Annotated in this window: 19 protein-coding genes; 14 read left to right on the top strand and 5 right to left on the bottom strand. The window is 45.0% G+C overall.

What is annotated here, in order from left to right:
- Positions 1–15: 15 nt before the first annotated feature.
- From NSQ66_RS23320 to dnaJ, 7 genes are all read left to right on the top strand, one after another.
- Positions 16–2,292 (top strand): FAD-dependent oxidoreductase, encoded by a 2,277-nt coding sequence (locus NSQ66_RS23320; protein WP_076141558.1) that lies wholly within the window; start codon positions 16–18, stop codon positions 2,290–2,292.
- A 185-nt stretch (positions 2,293–2,477) separates the two neighbouring features.
- Positions 2,478–3,650 (top strand): radical SAM family heme chaperone HemW, encoded by a 1,173-nt coding sequence (gene hemW, locus NSQ66_RS23315; RefSeq protein ID WP_076141559.1) that lies wholly within the window; start codon positions 2,478–2,480, stop codon positions 3,648–3,650.
- A gap of 93 nt (positions 3,651–3,743) precedes the next feature.
- Positions 3,744–4,235, top strand: coding sequence for an N-acetyltransferase (locus tag NSQ66_RS23310; RefSeq protein WP_051490987.1), 492 nt, complete (start codon positions 3,744–3,746; stop codon positions 4,233–4,235).
- A gap of 103 nt (positions 4,236–4,338) precedes the next feature.
- The gene (gene hrcA, locus NSQ66_RS23305) at positions 4,339–5,370 is read left to right on the top strand and encodes a heat-inducible transcriptional repressor HrcA (protein ID WP_036677493.1); all 1,032 of its coding nucleotides are present in this window, start codon (positions 4,339–4,341) and stop codon (positions 5,368–5,370) included.
- 48 nt (positions 5,371–5,418) lie between these two features.
- Entirely contained in the window at positions 5,419–6,000 is a 582-nt protein-coding gene (grpE, locus tag NSQ66_RS23300) for a nucleotide exchange factor GrpE (RefSeq protein WP_036677491.1), read from the top strand.
- 175 nt (positions 6,001–6,175) lie between these two features.
- A complete protein-coding gene (gene dnaK, locus NSQ66_RS23295) occupies positions 6,176–8,023 on the top strand; it encodes a molecular chaperone DnaK (RefSeq protein ID WP_036677488.1) in 1,848 nt (615 codons plus the stop codon).
- Positions 8,024–8,276: 253 nt separating this feature from the next.
- Positions 8,277–9,401 carry a molecular chaperone DnaJ gene (gene dnaJ, locus NSQ66_RS23290; RefSeq protein ID WP_339279428.1) on the top strand — a complete coding sequence of 375 codons (1,125 nt, stop codon included), beginning with the start codon at positions 8,277–8,279 and terminating at the stop codon, positions 9,399–9,401.
- Between the two features lie 1,158 nt (positions 9,402–10,559).
- On the opposite strand, the gene NSQ66_RS23285 is transcribed toward dnaJ, so the two are convergent.
- The 3 genes from NSQ66_RS23285 to NSQ66_RS23275 all read right to left on the bottom strand — a co-directional run bounded on the left by NSQ66_RS23285 (position 10,560) and on the right by NSQ66_RS23275 (position 16,820).
- On the bottom strand, positions 10,560–11,423 hold the full coding sequence (locus tag NSQ66_RS23285; RefSeq protein ID WP_339279741.1) for an IS3 family transposase: 864 nt from the start codon (positions 11,421–11,423) through the stop codon (positions 10,560–10,562).
- An 11-nt stretch (positions 11,424–11,434) separates the two neighbouring features.
- The gene (locus NSQ66_RS23280; RefSeq protein ID WP_036683594.1) at positions 11,435–11,752 is read right to left on the bottom strand and encodes a transposase; all 318 of its coding nucleotides are present in this window, start codon (positions 11,750–11,752) and stop codon (positions 11,435–11,437) included.
- Between the two features lie 523 nt (positions 11,753–12,275).
- Positions 12,276–16,820, bottom strand: coding sequence for a S8 family serine peptidase (locus NSQ66_RS23275; RefSeq protein ID WP_081386859.1), 4,545 nt, complete (start codon positions 16,818–16,820; stop codon positions 12,276–12,278).
- 286 nt (positions 16,821–17,106) lie between these two features.
- On the opposite strand from NSQ66_RS23275, the gene NSQ66_RS23270 reads away from it, so the two are divergent.
- The 5 genes from NSQ66_RS23270 to NSQ66_RS23250 all read left to right on the top strand — a co-directional run bounded on the left by NSQ66_RS23270 (position 17,107) and on the right by NSQ66_RS23250 (position 19,870).
- Complete coding sequence (locus NSQ66_RS23270) at positions 17,107–17,466, top strand: hypothetical protein (RefSeq protein WP_036683926.1); 360 nt, start codon at positions 17,107–17,109, stop codon at positions 17,464–17,466.
- Between the two features lie 36 nt (positions 17,467–17,502).
- On the top strand, positions 17,503–17,682 hold the full coding sequence (locus NSQ66_RS23265; RefSeq protein ID WP_036683923.1) for a YfhD family protein: 180 nt from the start codon (positions 17,503–17,505) through the stop codon (positions 17,680–17,682).
- Positions 17,683–17,779: 97 nt separating this feature from the next.
- Positions 17,780–18,151: a hypothetical protein gene (locus tag NSQ66_RS23260; protein ID WP_036683921.1), complete on the top strand. Its 372-nt coding sequence runs from the start codon at positions 17,780–17,782 to the stop codon at positions 18,149–18,151.
- 806 nt (positions 18,152–18,957) lie between these two features.
- A complete protein-coding gene (locus tag NSQ66_RS23255) occupies positions 18,958–19,107 on the top strand; it encodes a hypothetical protein (protein WP_170914261.1) in 150 nt (49 codons plus the stop codon).
- 10 nt (positions 19,108–19,117) lie between these two features.
- Positions 19,118–19,870 carry a methyl-accepting chemotaxis protein gene (locus NSQ66_RS23250; protein ID WP_306083351.1) on the top strand — a complete coding sequence of 251 codons (753 nt, stop codon included), beginning with the start codon at positions 19,118–19,120 and terminating at the stop codon, positions 19,868–19,870.
- A gap of 87 nt (positions 19,871–19,957) precedes the next feature.
- Here the strand turns inward: NSQ66_RS23250 and NSQ66_RS23245 are convergent, their stop codons facing one another.
- On the bottom strand, positions 19,958–20,086 hold the full coding sequence (locus NSQ66_RS23245; RefSeq protein WP_256719483.1) for a hypothetical protein: 129 nt from the start codon (positions 20,084–20,086) through the stop codon (positions 19,958–19,960).
- A gap of 136 nt (positions 20,087–20,222) precedes the next feature.
- Positions 20,223–20,462, bottom strand: a complete 240-nt coding sequence (locus tag NSQ66_RS23240; RefSeq protein WP_076141822.1) for a hypothetical protein — start codon at positions 20,460–20,462, stop codon at positions 20,223–20,225.
- Between the two features lie 154 nt (positions 20,463–20,616).
- On the opposite strand from NSQ66_RS23240, the gene NSQ66_RS23235 reads away from it, so the two are divergent.
- Together NSQ66_RS23235 and NSQ66_RS23230 are read left to right on the top strand one after the other, a co-directional pair.
- Entirely contained in the window at positions 20,617–21,177 is a 561-nt protein-coding gene (locus tag NSQ66_RS23235) for an RNA polymerase sigma factor (protein WP_036683913.1), read from the top strand.
- Complete coding sequence (locus NSQ66_RS23230) at positions 21,137–22,813, top strand: DUF4179 domain-containing protein (protein WP_141118555.1); 1,677 nt, start codon at positions 21,137–21,139, stop codon at positions 22,811–22,813. Before NSQ66_RS23235 ends, NSQ66_RS23230 begins: the two co-directional genes overlap by 41 nt.
- Positions 22,814–22,914: the final 101 nt, after the last annotated feature.

Genomic DNA, 22,914 nt, shown 5'->3' with positions numbered 1-22,914 from the left:
AGGAGGGATACTGACATGAGAACAGAAACGGTTAAATCCGATGTGACAGTGGTCGGGGGTGGACTTGCAGGGATGAACGCGGCGATTGCTGCAGCACGTCTTGGGTTAAAGGTAGCACTGGTACAGAATCGTCCTGTACTTGGTGGTAACTCGAGTTCAGAGGTTCGGGTATGGGTATGTGGTGCAACAGGACATGGTGTAAATCGCTATGCACGGGAGACAGGCATTATGGGTGAGCTGTTCATCGAGAATCAATACCGGAACCCGGAAGGGAATCCATATCTATGGGATCTAACCTTGCTCGAAGCGGTGAAGGCAGAATCGAATATCAGCTTGTTCCTAAATACCGATGTACGTGAAGTGGAAGCGGAAGGTGAGGCAGAGGAGCGTACGATTCAGAGTGTGACCGGCTGGATGATGGGATCTGAGCGTTTAATCACGTTCGAGAGCGATGCTTTCATCGATTGTACGGGTGATGGTTTAGTGGGCTTCCTAGCAGGAGCGGATTTCCGATTAGGACGTGAAGCCCGTCATGAATTTAATGAGGAATGGGCACCAGAAGTGCCTGATAATATTACATTAGGCAGTACATTATTATTCTATACACAGGATACTGGAAAACCGGTACGTTATGTTGCACCCTCATTCGCGAAGGATATTACAACAACGTCTATCCCGATCCGCCGGGTCATTCGGAGTGGGGATTCAGGCTGTCACTACTGGTGGATTGAGTGGGGCGGCGAGCTTGATACGGTGGATGAGAATGAACGTATACGTGATGAACTATCCTCTGTTATTTATGGGATTTGGGATTACATTAAAAACTCAGGTCATTTTGATGCCGAAAATATGACGCTGGAGTGGGTTGGCTCAATTCCGGGTAAACGTGAATACAGACGGTTTGTTGGCGATACGATCTTAACGCAAAATGATATTCTTGCGCAGCGTGAATTTGCAGACCGGATTGGATTCGGAGGATGGTCGATTGATCTGCATCCACCGCAAGGGATGTACGCAGAAGAGAGTGGCTCCAAGCATCTGCATGCGGACGGGATCTACCATATTCCATTTGGTTCGCTATATTCGAAGAATGTGCGGAATCTATTCTTCGCGGGTCGTAATATCAGTGCATCTCATGTGGCTTTTGGAACCACACGTGTTATGGCAACCTGTGCGATCATGGGTGAAGCAGCTGGAGCAGGTGCCGCTTTATCCGTCATCAAAGGTGTGACTCCACGTGTAATTCGCGAGCATCATATGCATGAATTACAACAGGTGATGTTGAAGCAAGATGCTTCGATTATTGGATTACGTAACGAAGATCCACTGGACCTCGCCAGAAAAAGCGAGATTCATGCATCCAGCACGTTGAATGGTATCCTGCTGGATCGTCCAGCCGAAGCTTATGAGCTTTCTCATGATGTAGGGATTTTGTTTCCGGTTGAAGGAAGTATCCGTGGGTTAAGGCTGCTTGTGTCAGCAACTATTCAGACGCAGCTGACCGTGGAGATCTGGACGACTGGACGCGCGGAAAATTACGTGCCGGCGGAGTGCAAACAGGTTGATTTTATAACAGTAAAGGCTGGAGAGCAGCAATGGATTGAAGTTCCGATACAAGAGGAGAAATGTAGTCTTATCGGCGAATGTAATATCTTCGCTATTATTCGAGCTAATGAACACCTTCAATTGCATATTTCAGAAACCCCAATCACAGGTGTCATTACATTTGAGCGCGGTGCTAAATCCGTTGTTGATTCAGCGCTGGAAGATCATCAGCCAGATCAGCCGGTGATAGAGTGGAGCATGAAACAACTTGTACGCAGGCATTTCTGCTTTGCAGTAGAAACATCGGCATATGCTGCATCTAAAGTCATTGATGGGTATGTTCGACCTTTCGCGGGACCGCATAGCTGGGTTTCTGAGCCGATGACCGCGGGTAGATCGGAGTGGGTAGAGGCGCGTCTCCCGGATGCTGTTCCAGTCTCCGAAATCCATTTCACCTTTAATGATGATGTCAATGAAGATCTCATCAACTTACATCACCATGAAACGCCATTTCTAGTGATTCCTGAACTGGTAAAGAACTATGATGTAGAGCTGCTCATTGATGGCGCGTGGCAAGTCATGCTCCGTGTCAAAGATAACCATCGCCGGAAAAATGTTCATCGATTAGAGAAGCCTGTCCTTACAGATGCTGTCCGGATCGTTATTCATGAAACTAACGGTGGAGTACATGCCGAACTTGTGGAAATGCGGATTTATCAAGAAGCAACGGCTTTGCCGTCCTTATAGGGACGGTATCCGTTTCTGCGGGAAATACAAAATATATAGGATAACGTAAAACTTATACTTTCTTATATTATAAAATAGAGTTCATTTATAAATGAACGCCCTCGGAGGGAAGCCGTCAGGCTTCCCTTTTCTTGTTTTTTAGATTACACTATTCAAACGATATTTTTATATAAAGGAGACAGCTAATGACAACGAAGACTAATGGCCGTCCCCCTGAGGCTGTATACATTCATATCCCTTTTTGTACCAATAAGTGCTTTTATTGTGATTTTAATTCCTATGTACTCAAGGATCAGCCAGTTATGGATTATCTCGAAGCTTTGGATCGAGAGATGGAGCAGACCGTCAAGAACACCCCTCCGGGTGTTATCAAAACGATCTTCGTCGGCGGAGGCACACCCACTGTTTTAAAACCTGATGAAATGGCTTATTTCTTAAAGTCTGTTCGTACGCATTTCCCAAACTGGGATAAAGATATTGAGTTCTCTATGGAAGCTAACCCTGGAACAACGGATCTGGACAAGCTGACGGTTATGAAAGAAGGTGGCGTGAACCGGGTGAGCTTTGGCGTTCAAGCATTTCAAAACGAGCTGCTCACAGGCATCGGCCGGATTCATAATGTAGATGATGTATACCGGAGCTTAGAGAATGCACGTGCAGTTGGACTAAATAATCTTTCGGTTGACCTGATGTTTGGGCTGCCTAATCAAACTGTTGAGATGTTGGGCGAAAGTATCACCAAGGCGTTGGAGCTGGATCTACCCCACTATTCTATTTACAGCTTGAAGGTGGAGGAGAATACTCTTTTTCACACGCTGTTTAATAAGAACAAACTTCCTCTTCCTAATGAAGAAGATGAATTGCAAATGTACCTCCTGTTGATGTCCTCTATGAAGGAAGCGGGTTACAATCAATACGAGATCAGTAACTTCGCGAAACCAGGAATGGAGAGCCGCCATAATATCACCTACTGGCGTAATGAAGATTATTATGGTCTAGGAGCAGGAGCGCATGGATATGTGGGACGTCAGCGGCATATTAATGTTAAGGGCGTAAATCCATATGTAGAAGCCACACGTAAAGGGCTGCCACGACTGGATGCATACCCAATCTCAGAAGCAGAAGCGATGGAAGACTTTATGATGGTCGGCTTGCGTATGCATGAGGGCGTCTCTAATGAAGCTTTTCAGGCGCAATTCGGGCGTTCAATAGAGGAAGTATTCGAGAAATCCTTGCATAAAATGCTGCATGCAGGGCTGTTGGAACAAGAAGCAGGGGTTTACCGACTCAGCAAGCAAGGAATCTTGTTTGGGAACGATGTTTTTGCTGAATTTGTAGGCGCCCTGACAGAAGTTTAATTTTAAAATACCCCTTGAATTGTAATTCACTCTGTTGTATATTTATTCATATTATCAACAGAGGGGTGAACCAAAGTGCTTGCCAAGACGGAAATGATTCGCCATTCGTCTCCAGCGGGAGACGCACAGGTGATTTGTAGAAATGCTGTGGTAGAAGACGTTGAGCCATTGTATCTAATGATAGAAGAGTATGCCCAGCGCGGCATCATGTTGCCCCGTTCCCGGCAGGCGCTGACACGCCAGATCGATCAATTCGTAGTTGCCGAAATCGAAGGCAGATTCGTAGGCTGTGGTTCACTTTTCAAGCTCGGGAATGATCTCGTAGAGATTCGTTCAATTGGATTGAATGATGAAGGTAAGGGTAAAGGCGTAGGCTCCATGATATTGGCGAAGCTGGTCGAGGAAGCTAGGAACCAGAAAATCCCAAAGGTTATGGCACTAACCTATGCTGTTGATTTTTTTCTTAGAAATGGATTTGAAGTCGTCCAGAAAGAGATTTTCCCCGAAAAAGTATGGACAGATTGCGTGAATTGTAAAAAGCAGCATGCCTGCGATGAAATAGCAGTGCTTAAGATACTGAACTGACTTGACAACGTCAATGTCAGTTTGGTATTTTTGTATTAGTGGTTAGCACTCATCTGAGTCGAGTGCTAACGAATCGGAGCCACAGCCGATAGGAGGGAATAACATGTTAACTGATCGCCAGAGAATGATACTAAATGCAATTGTGGATGATTATATTTCATCGGCAGAGCCAGTAGGATCTCGCAGCATTTCTAAACGGGGAGATGTAGGATACAGTCCGGCTACGATTCGAAATGAAATGGCTGACCTGGAGGATTTAGGTTATCTCGAGCAGCCTCATACATCGGCGGGAAGAATTCCTTCCCATAAAGGATACCGATATTATGTGGATCATTTGGTACCGTGGAATTCCGCCGAAACGGCAGAAATGGGCACGATCCGCGCTTTTTTTGCCGAGAAGCTAAATGCAATGGAGCAGGTAATCCAACATGCGGCGATGATTCTTTCCAATATGACGAATTATACTTCCATCCTGCTGGGACCGGAGGTTTTTCATACTTCATTGCGTCATTTTCAGTTGTTACCACTAGATGATACAACCGCTGTGGCCATTATCGTCACAAGTACGGGGCAAGTTGAGAATCGTACGGTGAACATTCCGCCGGAGATTTCTGTTTCCGAGATGGAGAAAGTGGTTAACCTACTGAATAGTAAACTGGTCAATGTACCACTCTATAAGCTGAAGACTCGGCTCTATTCCGAGCTTGGCGAAGAAATGCAGCGTCACATCTCACATTATGAAGAATTAATGCAGGTGCTGGACACCGCGCTGGAAAGCGATCAAGAGCAGCGCATCTATCTCAGCGGAGCAACGAATATGCTGACACAGCCTGAGTTCAAAGACGTAGACAAGGTGAAGAGTATTCTTGATCTGCTGGAAGAGACACCGACACTGCTCAAAATGCTGGCCCCTACAGTGGGTGGCACAGGTATTCAAGTACGAATAGGAACAGAAAACAATCACGAAGCGTTCGCTAACTGTAGTCTGATCACCGCCACTTATTCACTTGATGGGCAGGCACTAGGAAGCATTGGAATCCTTGGGCCGACCCGTATGGAATATGCAAGAGTGATGGGGATCTTGGGCATTTTATCCCGAGATTTGACAGCGATGCTGGCGCACTGGTATAAGTGAACAGAGTCAACATGATTTCGTGAATGATTTTAAGGAGGTGAAGACAACTTGAAAAAGGAACAAGTTCAAGATTCTAATGAATTCAAAGAGGAATTGATCAATGAGGAGCCTGTGGCTGAAGTAGTCTCAGATGCCGACTCATTTACAGCTGAAAACGTTAGTGAAGGTGCTTCAGATACAGGTGCTGAGGTGAAACGCCTACAGGATCTTGCTGATGAATATCAAGGTCGTGCACTTCGTGCACAAGCTGATTTTGATAACTTCCGTCGTCGTACCCAGAAGGAAAAAGAAGAGTTGGCTCAATATGCTACCTCCAAGCTCCTGACGGAATTGCTTTCCGTGCTGGACAATTTCGAGCGTGCGTTAGTCACTACTCCAGCTAATCCTGAATCCGAAGCTTTCGCGAAGGGCGTTAATATGATTTTCCGTCAGCTGGATGGGGTATTGAAGGCTGAGGGGCTTACAGCTATGGAAACAGTAGGACAGCCTTTTAATCCTGAATACCATCAGGCTATTATGCAGGTTGAGAGCGAGGAGTACGAAGAGGGTATCGTTACAGAAGAGGTTCAAAAAGGATATCTTCTGAAAGATAGAGTTCTTCGTCCGGCCATGGTCAAAGTCAGCATGTAGTCTGTCTATATAGGACGGGCAGTTTCTGCTCGCCATAAAGCAGCAGTGCTTTTGCCTACTATTTATCCGATTGCAGGCTGTTGCCCGGATAGTTTATTATCAATCGAATTTTTTTGATATTTTTATAAATTTATTGAGCTTAGGCTCCATATAACTTTAGAGGAGGCAAATTATTGTGAGTAAAGTTATCGGTATTGACTTAGGAACCACGAACTCTTGCGTTGCCGTTATGGAAGGCGGCGAAGCCGTAGTAATTCCAAACCCAGAAGGCGCGCGTACAACCCCTTCGGTTGTAGGCTTTAAGAAAGACGGCGAGCGTATCGTCGGTGAAACGGCTAAACGCCAAGCGATTACTAACCCTGATCGTACGATCAGCTCTGTTAAACGTCACATGGGTACTAACCACAAAGAAAGCATTGATGGTAAAGACTACTCCCCACAAGAAATTTCGGCAATGATTCTGCAAAAACTGAAATCCGATGCAGAGGCTTATCTTGGCCAAACTGTTACTCAAGCGGTTATCACTGTTCCTGCTTATTTTAATGACAGCCAACGTCAAGCTACCAAAGATGCAGGTAAAATTGCAGGTTTGGAAGTTCTGCGTATTGTGAACGAGCCAACAGCAGCAGCTTTGGCATATGGTCTGGAGAAATCCGAAGATCAAACCATTCTAGTCTATGACCTTGGTGGCGGTACTTTTGACGTATCCATCCTTGAACTTGGTGATGGCTTCTTCGAAGTAAAAGCTACAAGCGGCGACAACAAGCTGGGTGGCGACGACTTTGACCAAGTGGTTATGGATTACCTGGTATCCGAATTCAAAAAAGAGCAAGGCATTGATCTGAGCAAAGATAAATCTGCTGTACAACGTTTGAAAGATGCAGCTGAAAAAGCGAAAAAAGAATTGTCAGGCGTACTGACAACAACTGTATCGCTTCCGTTCATCACTGTGGTTGACGGCGTACCTCAGCACTTAGAGATCAACTTGACTCGGGCGAAATTTGATGAACTGACTGCTGGTCTGGTAGAACGTACTTTGGGACCAACTCGTCAAGCATTGTCTGATGCTGGTATGACACCTGCAGACCTTACTAGAATCGTTCTGGTTGGTGGTTCTACACGTATCCCAGCTGTACAAGATGCTATCAAAAAGCTTACTGGCAAAGAACCACACAAAGGTGTGAATCCGGATGAAGTAGTAGCTCTTGGTGCTGCTGTTCAAGCGGGTGTATTGACTGGTGATGTTAAAGACGTTGTATTGCTTGACGTAACTCCGCTTTCCCTGGGTATTGAAACTGCAGGTGGCGTGTTCACGAAGATGATCGAGCGTAATACTACGATTCCTACAAGCAAATCCCAAGTATTCTCAACCTTTGCTGACAATCAACCTAGCGTAGAGATTCACGTGCTGCAAGGTGAGCGTCAAATGGCAAATGGCAACAAGACACTGGGACGCTTCATGCTGAACGAGATTCCACCAGCACCACGTGGCGTGCCACAAATCGAAGTTTCTTTCGATATTGATGCCAACGGTATCGTAAATGTATCTGCAACAGATAAAGGCACGAACAAGAGCCAAAAAATCACTATCACTTCTTCCAGCGGCCTGAGCGACGCAGAAGTAGAACAAATGATGAAGGATGCCGAGCTTCACGCTGAGGAAGACCGTAAGCGTAAAGAACTGGTAGAAGCGAAGAACGGTGCTGACCAACTCGTGTATTCTACTGAAAAAGTAATTAAAGATCTTGGTGATAAAGCTGATGCTTCTGATGTTGAAAAAGCAAATGAAGCTAAAGATAAAGTTAAAGCAGCACTTGAAACTGACAATCTTGAAGAAATCAATGCAGCTACAGAAGCATTGACTGAGATTGTACAACAGTTGTCCATGAAGCTGTACGAACAAGCTGCTCAAGCTGAGCAAGGTGCTGAAGGTGGCGCTGGAGCCGCTGAAGGCGCTCCTAAAAAAGATAATGTAGTTGACGCTGACTATGAGGTTGTTGACGAAGATAAGAATCAAGGGTAACCTTATACGATAAGTGTAATAGGAAACTGATAAATTCTTATATAGTTAAGAAGGGAAGGTCAAAACCGGGTCATCCCGTGTTTTGACTTTCCTTTTGTAATATCAGATTGCACACTCTTTGCGAATGCGCCTTCTGATATTGTAAGAATAAACATCGCTGAATCTGGATGGTCAGATCCTGAGGTTTTATCGTATAATGGTTTGTTTGACAGGTAATAAGGAATTTGAGTATGTATGCACGGAGGTGAAAGCAGTGGCAGATAAACGCGATTATTATGAAGTGCTTGGCCTAAGTAGAGATGCTTCAGACGATGAGGTGAAAAAAGCGTACCGGAAATTGGCGCGCCAATATCACCCAGACGTGAATAAAGCAGATGACGCTGAAGCTAAGTTTAAGGAAGTAAAAGAAGCTTATGATGTTCTTAGTGATGGACAACAGCGAGCTAGATATGACCAATATGGCCATATTGACCCTAACCAAGGTATGGGCGGCTTCGGAGGCGGCGGTGGTGGCGACTTCGGAGGACTTGGTGATATCTTTGATATGTTCTTCGGAGGCGGCGGACGCCGTGATCCTAACGCACCGCAGCGCGGTGGGGATTTGCAGTATACCATGACCATTGAATTCAAGGAAGCGGTATTCGGCAAAGAAACCGATATTACTATTCCACGTACAGAAACTTGCGATACCTGCTACGGCTCCGGGGCTAAACCGGGCACTAAACCAGAGACTTGTTCCGTATGTCATGGTAGTGGACAACAGGAATTCGTACAGAATACACCGCTTGGACAGATGCGTAATCGTCGTCCTTGTTCACATTGCAGTGGTACAGGTAAGATTATTAAGGAAGAATGTACAACTTGCAGCGGACAGGGTAAAGTTAAAAAGCAACGCAAGATCCATGTGCGTATCCCTGCCGGTGTTGATGACGGTGCACAGCTGCGCATGACTGGCGAAGGTGAAGGCGGCTTACGCGGCGGTCCTGCTGGAGACTTGTATATTGTTATCCGTGTTAAATCGCATGATTTCTTCGTGCGTGAGAACGATGATATTATGTGCGAGGTTCCACTTACGTTTGCACAGGCAGCACTTGGTGATGAGATTGAAATTCCAACCTTAACCGAAAAAGTGAAGCTGAAGATTCCTGCCGGAACGCAAACAGGCACTTTCTTCCGCCTCAAAGGTAAAGGTGTTCCACGTCTGCGTGGATCTGGCCAAGGTGATCAGCATGTACGAGTAATTGTTGTGACACCTAGCAAGCTCAATGAAGAGCAAAAAGAATTGCTACGCCAGTTCGCTTCTCTGAACGGAGAAAACACACATGAACACGAACAGTCCTTCTTTGATCGTGTGAAACGTGCGTTTCGCGGGGACTGATATCCTAACTCATTCATTCAGTAAATGAATAGAAAAAAGACAGCAGAGCAGCGGTCCTCCCGTTATTGGGGGATCGCTGCTCTGTGTTTTTGTTTAGCATGAGATTATAGCAGGGCCAGTTAACTGACCCCATGCAATTCTTTGGTTGAGCTGTAATGCTGGAACCTGGGGAATTTTGCGAGCTTGGCTAACTCGGAAAACCCGGAAAAGCCTGGCAGCTCGTGGTGAACTCGGCAAGCCCGGTAACTCCGGTAACTCCGGTAACTCCGGTAACTCCGGTAAACCCCGCCGAACCTCTGAACCCGAATCCCGTCCCCGAACCCTGAACCGCGAACCCTGAACTGCGAACCGCGAACCCCGAATCCCGAACCCCGAACCGCAAACCGCGAACCGCGAACCGCGAACCGCGAACCCCGAACCCCGAACCCCGAACCCCGAACCCCGAACCCCGAACCCCGAACCCCGAACCCCGAACCCCGAACCCCGAACCCCGAACCCCGAACCCCGAACCCCGAACCGCGAACCGCGAACCGCGAACCGCGAACCGCGAACCGCGAACCGCGAACCGCGAACCCCGAACCCCGAACCCCGAACCGCGAACCCCGAACCCCGAACCCCGAACCCCGAACCCCGAACCCCGAACCCCGAACCCCGAACCCCGAACCCTGTAACCTTGAAACCCCCGACTGGTCTTCATCTTTTTTTAACACACTATCTGTTTTGAATTATCTACGTGGGCATGGTAAATGTCGCATAATCCAGCATTTAAGTGCAACTGCGTCCGATAGCGCCGAGAATAATCATCTGAGTGGATAGGACCCAAAAGATGCTGGAGGCATACGGACCCAGTTGACGCTATTTGCAAATTTATCGCCTTTTGAGCGAAGTTTCGGACTCGAGTGCAGCTATTGCCCAGAAAAGTGCTCATATTTGGTGCTTTTCGTGCTAATAGTGACTATGGGGTCCGTTGGTATGGCAAATGTCGCATAATTCAGCGTTTAAGTGCAACTGTGTCCGATAGCGCTGAGAATAATCATCTGAGTGGATAGGACCCAGAAGACGCTGGAGGCTTGCGGACCCAGATGACGCTATTTGCACATTTTTCTCCTTTTGAGCGAAGTTTCGGACTCCATGGACCTCTGTCAAGAAAGTGGACAGTCACGCAACAGACATTCTAGTCAATTGCTCAGCAAAACGAACTGGAGAAAGATACCCCAGCGCGCCATGCATTCGCTTGCGGTTATAATAAAACTCAATATATTGAAAAAGTGTCTGGTAGGCTTGCTCCTTAGTTTTGAATCGTGGATTACAATAAATGAGCTCCTTTTTCAAAATGCTGTGCCACGACTCGATACAGGCGTTATCATAACAGTTACCTCTGCGGCTCATGCTGGACTCCATGCCATACGCTTTCAACTGCTTCGTGTATTCATGAGAAGTATATTGAGAACCTCTATCGGAGTGATGTAATAGACCCTTTTCCGGTTGTTTAGCTTCGTAAGCATCTTGTAAGGCGCCCGAAATTAAGCTAGTTTCCATATGGTTCTCCAAGCGCCACCCCACGATTTCGCGCGTGCAAAGGTCCATTACACTAGCCAGGTACAAGCGCCCTCCCCGGCAAGGAATGTACGTAATATCGGTAACCCATACTGAATTGGGTTTGAGTGTTTTAAATTGCTGGTTCAGCGTATTTGGGGCAATCGGATGGTCATGATTGGAGTCGGTGGTCTGTACGCGATACGTTTTGGAGACAATGGAGCGAAGCTTCATATGTCGCATGTACACACTCACCGTGCGTTCGGTAACGGTATAACCTTCTTGATGTAGCAGGCGGGTGATCTTCGGACTCCCATACCGCTTTTGATGGTCTGCAAAATGATACTGAATTCGCTTCATTATCGCAGCCTTACGAAGCATATGCGTACTGTTTTTTTCTGTCCGCCACTTGTAGTACCCGCTCCGTGACACATGTAGGGTCATGCACATCTTCTCCAAGAGAAACTCGGAGCGATGTTTTTCAATAAACTGGAATCTCAGTTCCTTGGTTTGCTGAAGATGTGCACTGCTTTTTTTACGATCGCTAATTCCTCTTCCACATCAGCAATCTTGTTATCTTTTTCTTGAAGTTGACGGCTCATTTCTTTCAACTGTGCCTCGAGTTCCCGTACTCGATCCACGCTAGCTGCCGGTTCATTCTTTAGTTCTCGATACTGGCTCATCCATTGATGCAGGGTACTTTTTGGGATGTTGAGCTCTTCCGCCAAGTCGCCCACTGTCTTTGTTTGCTCTTGAATGAACTGCACTGTCTGTTTTTTAAATTCTTCGTTATACCGTTGTCGATGTTCTCCCATGTAAACACACCTCCGTGGACTCATTATCGCCAGTCTGTTAACTACTGTCCACTTTTTATTCTAGCTTCACCAGTGCAGCTATTGCCTAGAAAAGTGCTCATATTTGGTGTTTTTCGTGCTAATAGCGACTATGAGGTCCGTTGGTATGGCAAATGTCGCATAATTCAGCGTTTAAGTGCAACTGTGTCCGATAGCGCTGAGAATAATCATCTGAGTGGATAGGACCCAGAAGACGCTGGAGGCATACGGACCCAGTTGGCGCTATTTGCACATTTTTCTCCTTTTGAGCGAAGTTTCGGACTCCAGTGCAGCTATTGCCCAGAAAAGCGCTTATATTTGGTGTTTTTCGTGCTAATAGCGACTATGGGGTCCGTTAGCATGGCAAATGTCGCATAATCCAGCATTTAAGTGCAACTGTGTCCGATAGTTGCCTCGTATGCGCCGCAGATGTGACCTAAAGCGAGAAAGCCCCAGCAGCCATCTGGCTGCTGGGGCTTTCTTTGAGAGTTCAACTAGATACTGTTTAAGAACGTAGGTCCTCGAACACGCGGCTCAGAATCGTTGCTGCCTGTGCCCGAGTCAGAGTACCTTGTGGATTGAAGTTGTCCGCGCCAACGCCCTTGAGATAACCTTTGCTTACCGCATAGGCTACGGCGTTACGTGCTTCTGCAGCGATGTTGTCGGCATCCTTAAAGCTCAAAGGAGTCTTAGCTACTGTAAGATCAGCACCTAGAGCTTCAGCAATGATAAGAGCTGCTTCTTCGCGAGTCAGCACATCACGTGAACCACTTTGTTTGATACGAGTATTCCAAGTGTCACCTTTTCCAAGTAGACGGTCGAAGAGCGTTAGTAGCTCCGCTTGATTTAAGGTGTCAGTAGGCTTGAAGCTGCCATCGGTTCCTTTGCCGGCAATGATACCATGAGCAGCAAGAACTTCGATATCGCCTTTAGCCCAGTGAGTGCCGATATCCTTGAAGCTTACATTACGGAATGCAACGCTATAAGAGCCGTCGCCAGTAACTGTAAACTGTAGAATACCTTCTTTAGAGAAAGATCCGGGTTGCAGATAGGACCACTTATGATCCTTTGTTTCTGCATAGGCGGCAGTTTTTCGAGCATCACGTAGACTGCTGTCTTTTAGATTAAGCTGAAGGGTAATCGGCTTTCCGGTTGTCCAACCATTTTTAATGGTCAGAATGGAAGAACCAATATTGATCGCAGCTGAGCTTCCTGATAAGACTGCTGTATCGCTAGCATCAGCCAGACTTATCGTAAGCAACAAACCACTGCTGCTAATGAAATCCGGAAGGGTTGCCGCTGGAATAAGAACATTGAACCCACTACCGTTAAGGCTGAGTGCATTCTCCGATTTCTTCAACTGTTCGGCTTGCGCCGGGGTAAGAGTAATAACGACTTGGCTATACTTATTGAAATTCACATCGCTAAGATCAAGTACAGAAGTCTTATCTTTTGCATTCTGGATCGAATTTGTTAATGCAGCATCTAAGATGTTAAACACCGTTGAAGGTTTACCACCAGCTGGATCAGCTGTCTCTACTAGCTTCCCGGATTTCAAAGAAGGTCCAGGAGTGGGAGTGCTGGTTGCTGTAGATACATAGGTCTCAGAAGATGGAGAAGACGTAGGTGATGGTGTCGGTGTTGGCGTTTCTGTTGGATCTGGCGTTGCTGATGGTGTTGGTGTCGGTGTCGGTGTTGGCGTTGGTGTAGGTTTTTCAGGTGTGCTTACAGTTACACTTACTGTTCTCAAACCAGATGGGATAGTTGATGTTGTGGCATCATTCCAAATCTGGACATCATATAGCTCAAAGGAATAATCTCCTGCTGTTGCTGGTTCGAAGGTTATTTGGGCTAGTGAGCCAGAGCCGTGATAAGCACCTCCTGACAGATTGACACTATATTGTGTCAGTTTGTGGCCGTCTCCAAGGTCATACGTTTGTGAATATTCTGTAAGTGGAACACTAGAGAAATGCTCCTCTTGATACGTAACCAGCTGTACGCTTGGCTGGATTACCGGTGTTTCAAGGGAATTATCGTATATGACACCGAATGAAGCCCCATAGACGCCATAAACCTCGTCTGTCACGGAATAATCTAAATCAACGGTCACAGATTGTCCTACTTCAATGGTGGATGCAGAAAGAGCCGGAGTTACTGTGAAAGTACCATCCCCTGTGCTATAAAGCAGCCGCTGAACGTAATCATCGTCGTCTGCACCATTCCCCACTTTATCGACCACATGGACTTTGTACTCATTTAGCCCCTCGTTAACAGGAACATCAATGGTAAAGGCACCGTTATTTGCAATCACACCGCCAAATTTATAAGCATTCCCATCATAATGTTTGCCTTCGGCATATACGGTAAACCAGTTTCCAATAGGGTTTGTATTAGAAATATAATAGGCCATTAGGTCATCATCAATAAAACCACTAATTTGTGCCACGCCAGGATCGGTTGGCGCTTCGCGTTCATACTCCTCAATGGTGATGCCGGAAACTAGCGGCTTCTCGGTATCAATTGTGAACTCGGCCTTTTGTTTCTCGAGCAGTTGCCCATTGGGAAGCACGGGAATGATGTAGTAGTGACCATCTGCTAAAGTAGACTTGGCGGAGGTCTCCAGGTCTGTTAATGTTCCATCCCAATTTGGAACTTCGTATACGCCACGATAGATCTTCTCGTCGATTGCATAAACTTCACCTAAAACTGTTGCAGGAGCATCTTTTGAAGAGGTAACGAAACTTATGCTTTCCAGCTCTTCATTGACAGAAAAGGTAAAGGTGGTGTCGTCTGAGCGACCATCCCCATTAGGTGAAATTTGTGGACTTTCAAAAGAGAGCTGATTAATAGGTGCTACATTATATTGGTCACCTACGACAACGTTAAATGGCAGACGAAGGGTTTCCGTATCAGAGGTAAGTAACAGGATGCCTTCATATGCGCCCTCTTTTGCTGTTTTAGATACATTGAGTGCAAATTGTGCATATTGATCTACACCTGAGGTAACGCTGTGTGGTGCAAAATCAATACTAATATCACTAGGCACTTCTGTCAGCCATTTGGTGGACAGGGTGTATGTTTCTCCATTCCCTTTAAAGTCCTCTACATAGACAGCTTTCGTTACGGTAACACCCTTTGGCTGTAAGCCGAAGGACAAGGAACCTGTGTAATAAGGGATTTCAACAGTACCGGGAAGTCCACTATTAAGGATTTCTCCGACTTTAGCAATGGATTTAGCGTTTATCGACTTCTCCAGATTAATTAAACCTGCACCTTGTTGGTACAAGGAGTAAGAATTCCCATCACGTTTAAAAATAGGATCAGCATTGTTCATCAGCAGGGCTTTAATTTCATTTGGCTTCAGATCAGAGTTTTTACTCAGTAACAAAGCCACAGCTCCTACAACATGTGGGGTTGCCATGCTAGTGCCATTTTTTAAGCCGAAAGCATGGTCATAGTTCCCATCCCAGCTAGGGACTGTCGAGTTGATATTGACTCCGGGCGCTACAACATCAGGTTTTATTAGATAATCTGGCATCCCCGGACCCATAGAACTGAAGTTTGCTAACTGATTTACTTCAAGCGCTATATAGTAACTGATTATATCTTTAGCCGCAGCCATCTGAGTTTTTATTTTTTTGCCATCGGCTTGACTGATTCCGTAGGTAGGAATGTAATCCCCAGGCGCACCAAGGGTGGGGCTGATTTCACCAGGCTCATTATTGGCAATCAGCAAAAGCTTCGCACCAGCAACTTTGGCATTAAGAGATTTGTCTGAGAAGCTCAGCGAGCCCCGATCAACAAGCACTACCTTATCTTTGACATCCAGATTTTTGTAATCGGAAGGACTCCCAAGACCAGCGAAAACGATCTTACTGCCAGCAATATTATCGATTAAATCTGGGGAGTAACTGGCTAATGTCCCGGGAATCTTTTTAACATCGCCAATATCAAAGAAAGGGGTATTTATCGGAGTAGTAGAAGCTCCAACACTAAGCGCGAGTTGGGCACCAGCGGGTTCGCCCAGTGTTCCTGCATCCGGTCCAGCGTTACCGGCGGCAACAATAACATTCACGCCCGATTTTACGGTATTGTCTATCGCGATTGAACTCGCGGAATAGCTTTGGTTGACACTAGAGCCTAGAGAAAGGTTAATAACATCTGCTCCGTCATCGACCGCTTTCTCAATACCCGCAATTACATCTGCTGTGGAACCAGATCCATAGGGACCAAGTACGCGATACGCATACAATTCTACCTCAGGTGCCACATCTAAAATTGTCCCGGCAACGTGTGTACCATGCGAGGTTTCGTAAGGAGTACCTGCTCTTGGAGGGAAGTTAGCATCAGGGGCTGTTTCAGCCGGATCGTCATCCTGATCATATACATCATAGCCGCCCTTATAATTATCTTTTAACAAAGGGTGATTCTTATCAATACCAGTATCGACAACCGCTACCTGTACATCTTTGCCTGTGTAACCTAAATCATGTAGTTTGTCCGCGCCTATTAGCTTGCCGCTGTCTGAATAGGAACGTGTAGCAGGTAATGTCGCCACTTCAACACTGTCTTCTAGTGCATGTACTTCTTCATTCGGATAAATAGCCGCAACGCCTGGAAGCTCTAACAGCTTGTTTACTTGATTGGCTGGCAGCGTAATGGAATACCCGTTAAAAATCTCACTGTATTCAAAACCGATATCGGCATCGATTTTCTGTGTTGAGGAAATAAAGCTTTTATGCTCTGAGATAATTTTACTGCGTTGTGAGGAGACTGAGGATCGTAAAGAATAAGTTTTTGCCTCATTTACATACACACTGACTGGTTTATTAGTCAATTCCACAATCACTGAAACTGGTGCTGAACCTTTGAGTACTCCAGCATAGTTATGAGGGGTCACACTTTGAGACTGTACATCCGTAACCAGGGTTGAAGATTCAAGGGATGAGTTCGCAAATGCAGCTGATGGAAAAAGAACAGACACAGCCAGTCCGAAGCTTGCCGCTCCAATACCAAATCTTTGAATAGAGTGTTTAAAAGTACGTTTCAAATAAGTTCATCCTCCCAAATGAATTTTTTTGTATTGCATTGTGTGTCTGTGGTTCTCCTCCTCCATATAAAATGTAAAAAATTATGAAAATTAAATTTATTCTACAGCTATAACTTCAAATCGAATATACAACTTTAGTACCATATTGCAGCGAAGCGTTGAGGAAATTGTCGAATTCCCAGTAGATAAGTGGAATATAAGAAAATCAGAGCATAAAACAAGTGAAATTAAGACAATATAAATGAATGCAACAGATATCTGAATTTCAAGCGAGAGCGGGGATAAGATGTCGGAAAGATATATTTTGGCATATTTTAAAAGTCCAGAGGAAGCCGAAGGCGTCGCGCGCAAGCTTCGTGCACTTCGGGCCATTGAAGTTTCCATTGATCGCTTCAGTAGATATGGAGGTACCAGCTTTAGCTCAGGGGTAAATCCGGTGACAGGCAATGTGGCCAGAATGGACTCCATGACTGCTGAGCACGCACACACAGGCATACTTGCAGCTGCGGACACCAGCTCTAGCGGAATGAGTCATGGTGGTAACGGAGGTCCAACGGGGAGAGATATTTTGCTTACGGTTATTGTGCATACGGAGTCCTACGATCAGGCTCTGCGCTTAATTGAAGAAGCAGGCGGGATGGTCTGATCGGCACTTCATTAATAAGAAGAAAGGAGACGAACAATGGATAGAGAAAACTCACAAATCTTCTCCAAGACGGAGAAATTGAAAATGTTATACGAAGCTAAAGCAGAGGATGTAGAATTCTCGGCGGCGGAAGCCGATCTTGATGATATTGAAGCTCAGGATCGCGCACAAGAAGCGGACAAACGTCAGCTGAATGAGATTATGAAGAAAGAATAGCAGCTAAAAAAGCTAAGGCGGATACCTCACTTTGTGGGGTATTTTTGTGTTTGGGCATGTATAATTAGGGCGAAGAGCTTAAGTGTGGGGGGAGAAGATGGATAACGTTATTTTGTGGACAGGATTAGCCTTATTGATCGCACTATTAACCTATTTGAACCAGAAGCAGTTGTACTCTCCAAAAGTAAAACGGGCCTATCGTGAGTTGCGGGAGCTGACAGAGAAGGTTCGTATGGAGCGCTCTGAGGCGAGCGATTTGTATCGATGGGAAGCAGAATTAACCGAACTAGAGAATCATCCGAACGAACTGAATAAATTGGATGCCGAAATTAGGTTTCATCACGCATTTTTGTTATATCTTGAACGTCACTACCCTTCAGACCCAAGGATTATTGGTTTGAAGCAAGCTGACGCATATCAGAAGGATATGGTTCTGGGGATTAAAATAAAAGATTATAAATCCAATTAATAAGATACTTTTGACTGTACGTACAATGGGAGAAGGAATATATTCGCACAGGTCGCAGACAACTGCTGCATGAAGCGAAGGTAGACGTAGCTTGCTGCGCCGCAGCCTGGCTGGAGTGCATTTGAATCGGATGAACTGCCATATTTTGCTGCGTGCTCGTAATGAGGGAACGACTGAAGTAGTGGTAAAATAAAGTTGCTTTGTGGTTGGAATCTGAAAATTGAAATTAGTAATGGGATTGAGAATGATAGAATTTGAAAATGAAATTGAGAGTTGAACCCTAGCTGATATTTGCAGCTGGGTTTTTTTGTTATGAGATCAGAAAAATGAACTAAATTAGGGCAAGCTTTTAGCTTATAAGTAAGGCTACCGCTAAGAAGAATTTGGGCGTCTCATAGTCAACGTAGCTGTAGATGCATTTCTGTTGGAATTGGATATAATTTTCGGCATGATTGAGGTTGGAAAATGATTAATTAGGGAAAACTTCCCTCTATTTTTCTCTAAATGCTCGAAAAAATGAGTTTTTAGGGAAAACCTCCCTGAAAAACGCTCGAAAAGATAGAAAAAGCCTGATTTCATGAGTTTTTGGGGAGTATTTCCCTAAAAGATAGATCAACCTTCGAATCTTGCACATCATTAGGGAAGTTTTCCCTAATTATCATTATTTTCAATTATATTAACGTCTGCAGATGTTATAAATATTTTAAGTAAAATAGCTAATATCACACTACAAATTAAGGATGTATAATTGTTCGAATATACTAACTACGACCAATCAAGTATTGAATTTTTCAGGGGGAATTAGAATGGGGCTGGTACACTCTCAAGGAGTTACTGATGAGCTTGTTGTTAGATCTTTAGAAAGAAATTTAGCCATTATCCGGTTTGACCTTGATCGCCGAGTTGCTTATGTGAATGAGGTTTTTGCAAATTCCATGGGATATAAAAAAAGATGAAATGTACGGAATGCATCATAAAGAGTTCTGTTTTCCACATTTCGCAGATAGCCCAGGTTACGAACGGTTTTGGCAGGATCTTTTTACAGGGAAGAGTTTTCAGGATAAGATCGAACGAATGGATTCGAAAGGAAATGCGGTTTGGCTTGAAGCCACCTACATGCCAGTGTTTGATGAAAGCAATGAACAAGTCATCGGAGTATCTAAAATAGCAACTAATATCACCCAAAGACAAAGCAACATGAGTAATCTTGTGCAACGGATGAACGAGATGGCAGATAGCTTGAATCAAAGAGCAGATTTAGGTATTGAGCGCAGTCAAGAATTATTACGAAGCATCAACAAAATCGCCGAAGTATCGACAGAAAATACACATACTCTAGCTAATCTTGAAAAGCAAGCTGTATCGATTCATAGCATCGTGCAAACGATTCGCGATATTGCTTCGCAAACGCAATTATTAGCCCTAAATGCTGCTATTGAGGCAGCGCATGCCGGGGAGTATGGCCGAGGTTTTGACGTGGTGGCAAAAGAAGTAAGAAAGTTATCTTCCATGGTACAAGATTCGATCATAAAGGTACGGGATAGTGTGGATGCGATCACGCTGGAAATTGGAAAGATCTCTATAGGAACAAATCAAGTGCAAGAAAATATAGAAGATAGTCAGCAGCAGGTTCTGGTAGCGTTGGAGGATTTTTCGAAGATTGCTTCATCTGCACAAAATCTCGACACACAAGCGCGTGAGGTTATGGATATTCTCTAGCAGCAGTATGTATGTTGATAGATTGAATATCAGCAAAAAAGGGTCGGTCTCCTACTTGCGAGAGATAGACCCTTTTAATTGTTGGTACTATCCGATTTTGTTAACAATCAAGGTAGGAATCATATATCTATGTTTTATGATGACTCCGTTAACTCCGGTGTTACCAGAAGCACCAGTCGTGCCAATGACTCCAGTCGCGCCCGTAGCTCCCGTCACTCCAGTAACTCCCGTGTCCCCAATCGCCCCATCAGAGCCAGTCCCACTTTTAGCCCCATCACCCCAGTAGCGCCTGTCGCGCCAGTTGCCCCATCATACCCAAGTAATTCTGCTGTAACTAATCGATGCGGGGCTATTAATCTTCCTGCACTGTCTTTACCCCAAATGAGAGTTGGATTGGTTGATTTGGCATCACATCTAGCAGATCGCCTACATATTGAATTCTTTCTTCATTCATGTAGTAGCCTTCAATCAGAACTGTAGAAGCAATCTGACCGCTACCATTAGCGAATTTGACCGTGACCTGTTGTGTAAGTCTTGTGTTGTTTTCTGAGTTAACATTGTTTTCTATCGGACCAGTAGTTAAAAGAGTCATTGTCCTTCCTCCATTTGCTTCATTCAGATTATTAAGCCCGTTTGATTTTCCCTATGTCTTTAAGAGTAGCGATAGTTTATGCTCAGAAAAACGAACCTTTTCCAAGGATTGGTTGTCATATAGATATCTCAGTCAAGAAAGGAGGGCGCAAGATTTGGAGAGTAACCGGGAGTTATTTGAAACCTACAATAAAGATGTATACCGGACTTGCTACTATATGGTGCATGACGCGGCGGATGCAGAGGATTTGACTCAGGATGTCTTTATTACAGTATTTCGCAGCAATCGTGAGCACGTGGAGCATATCAAGGCTTGGATTATGAAAATAACGGTCAACCATTGCCTCAATCATTTGAAACGAAAACGGACATTACAACAGAAGATTACGGACAACCTTCATTTCTTTAATAAAACGGCAGAAACAGCTGTGGAGCAGCAGATTGAGCAGCGTGAGACGGAGGTCGAGTGGGCGCAATATATGAGCCAGGTCCCTATCAAACTTAGGATGGTGCTCACACTTAGGTATATGCATGATTTCAGTCTGGCTGAAATTTCGGATCTGCTGTCCATTCCACTTGGAACGACCAAATCTAGGCTGCATAAAGGACTAACGGTAATGAGGAGAATCCTGCAGGAGGCTGGGGTTCAAATTGAACTAAAGGAGGGCGAAGCTTTTGAAAAAGTTAGAAAATATGCTGGAGCATCGTTTAAATGAAGATAAAGGCGTGCCTTATCCAGATTTTGAACGCATGTGGGGACGTTTAGAGCAAGAAAACAGTACAATGACTCCCCTACAACTTCGGATGGCCAATGGTAGCGGGAACAGAGGGAGAAACTGGAGTAAAATAGCTGTGGTTGCTTCATTTTCAGTACTTATTGCAGCGGCACCCGTATATGCGGCAGTGCATTATGATTGGGATAATTTGCTCCATGGGAGAGGAGGCGTTCAAGCAGCGCTGGCCCAAAATCTCGGACAACAACTGAACCAGTCGGTGACACAGGATGGAGTAACTCTGAAGCTACATACAGCGATTGTGGATGAGAATCGGACGGTTATCTTATTCACTTTGGATGTAGGAAAACGCTTGGAAAATGAAAATTGGAATGTTAAAGGAATGACTTTGAAGGGCGCAGATGGGGCGAATGGTCCCAGTGAGTTCAGTTATGTGTTATGGGATGAGAAAAATCAACATTACAACGGATATTTCGAGAGTGATTGGACACCGAAAAAGGATACTGTGAATGTGCAATTAGTTGCAGATAATCTGCAAGCCTTTAGCACACAGGAGTTAGATTTACCGCTGGATATCCAATCGCAGGAGACACAAAAGTTTCCTATTGGACAGGAAGGCATGCGCAGCATAGAGGTGAAACCTTTTACCCAAGGACAAGAAAAAATATTATTCTCTTCAGCGATCATTTTTGATCAGCCAGAAACAAAAGAATGGGCCTTTCCAAATATTGTTGCATACAAAAACGGAACGCTCATAAATTCGCTGGCTGGAGGTACTTTCGGTACACCGGGAGAAAACGGGGAATATACGTCCCAGCAATATTTTAAGGCGGCTGATATTTCCAGCGGAGAAGTGAATTACAAGCTGCAGTACATGAAACAAGAGAAAAAGGTTGAGGGGCCACTAGCTTTTGATCTTCAATTAAGCAAAAAGCAGATGGAGAGCGGAACCATAAATACTTCATTGAATCTGCAGCTAGAAGAGGGCGAACCTAATTACACGCTGGAGAAAATGGTAGTGACGCCTACTCAAATTCGAATCGCTATTAGAAGTAAAGAGAAAGGCACCAATTTCCCGTATCAAAAGTCTACTCTTGAAGTAGCAGGCAAGACGCTGGAGGGCAATTTCTGGAGATCTCCAGAAGGTGAGCCGGAATTAACAGTGCTTCGTTTTGAGCGGCCAGTTGACCTTGAAATCACAGAAGAGACGCCAATTACCTTTGTTGCTAAATACAAGGTAACTCAGCACGGCAGCTATAAAATTAACAAGGACGAAAAAACACCACTTCTGTTGACGAATATATCTGATAAGAAACAGACGCTTATCCAGCAGCTTAGCGGTTATCCGGTAAAATGGACGTACTATATGCAGGGTGCCGATCTTTATGTAGAGACTGAAAGTGAAGATGCTCGCTTCGGTGGAATTAACCAGACCCATATCGGACTAGGGAAAGAGCGTATTTTAGGTAAACCTCTGACCGTTAATTTCACTGGGGATGGAAACAATAAGGCCATTGATGTTTACAAGGGTTTCAAAGGTACAGAAGCTTCTATTTATATATTCTTCTATACGACTGACGATCCGGATAAAGAAACAAGAGTGCAGCTGCGGCCATAGAAAATTTTTTTTAGGGAGGAACCTTGTGTTCTTCCCTTTTTTTCGTTTACAGTGAGTAGATGCTGAGTGGACTCAGCGAGGATTAGCGTAAAGGAGAGAAA

It is taken from the genome of Paenibacillus sp. FSL H3-0329 (genome assembly GCF_037963285.1).
GTDB lineage: Bacteria > Bacillota > Bacilli > Paenibacillales > Paenibacillaceae > Paenibacillus_AQ > Paenibacillus_AQ odorifer.
This window is presented reverse-complemented; position numbering and strand designations above follow the sequence as displayed.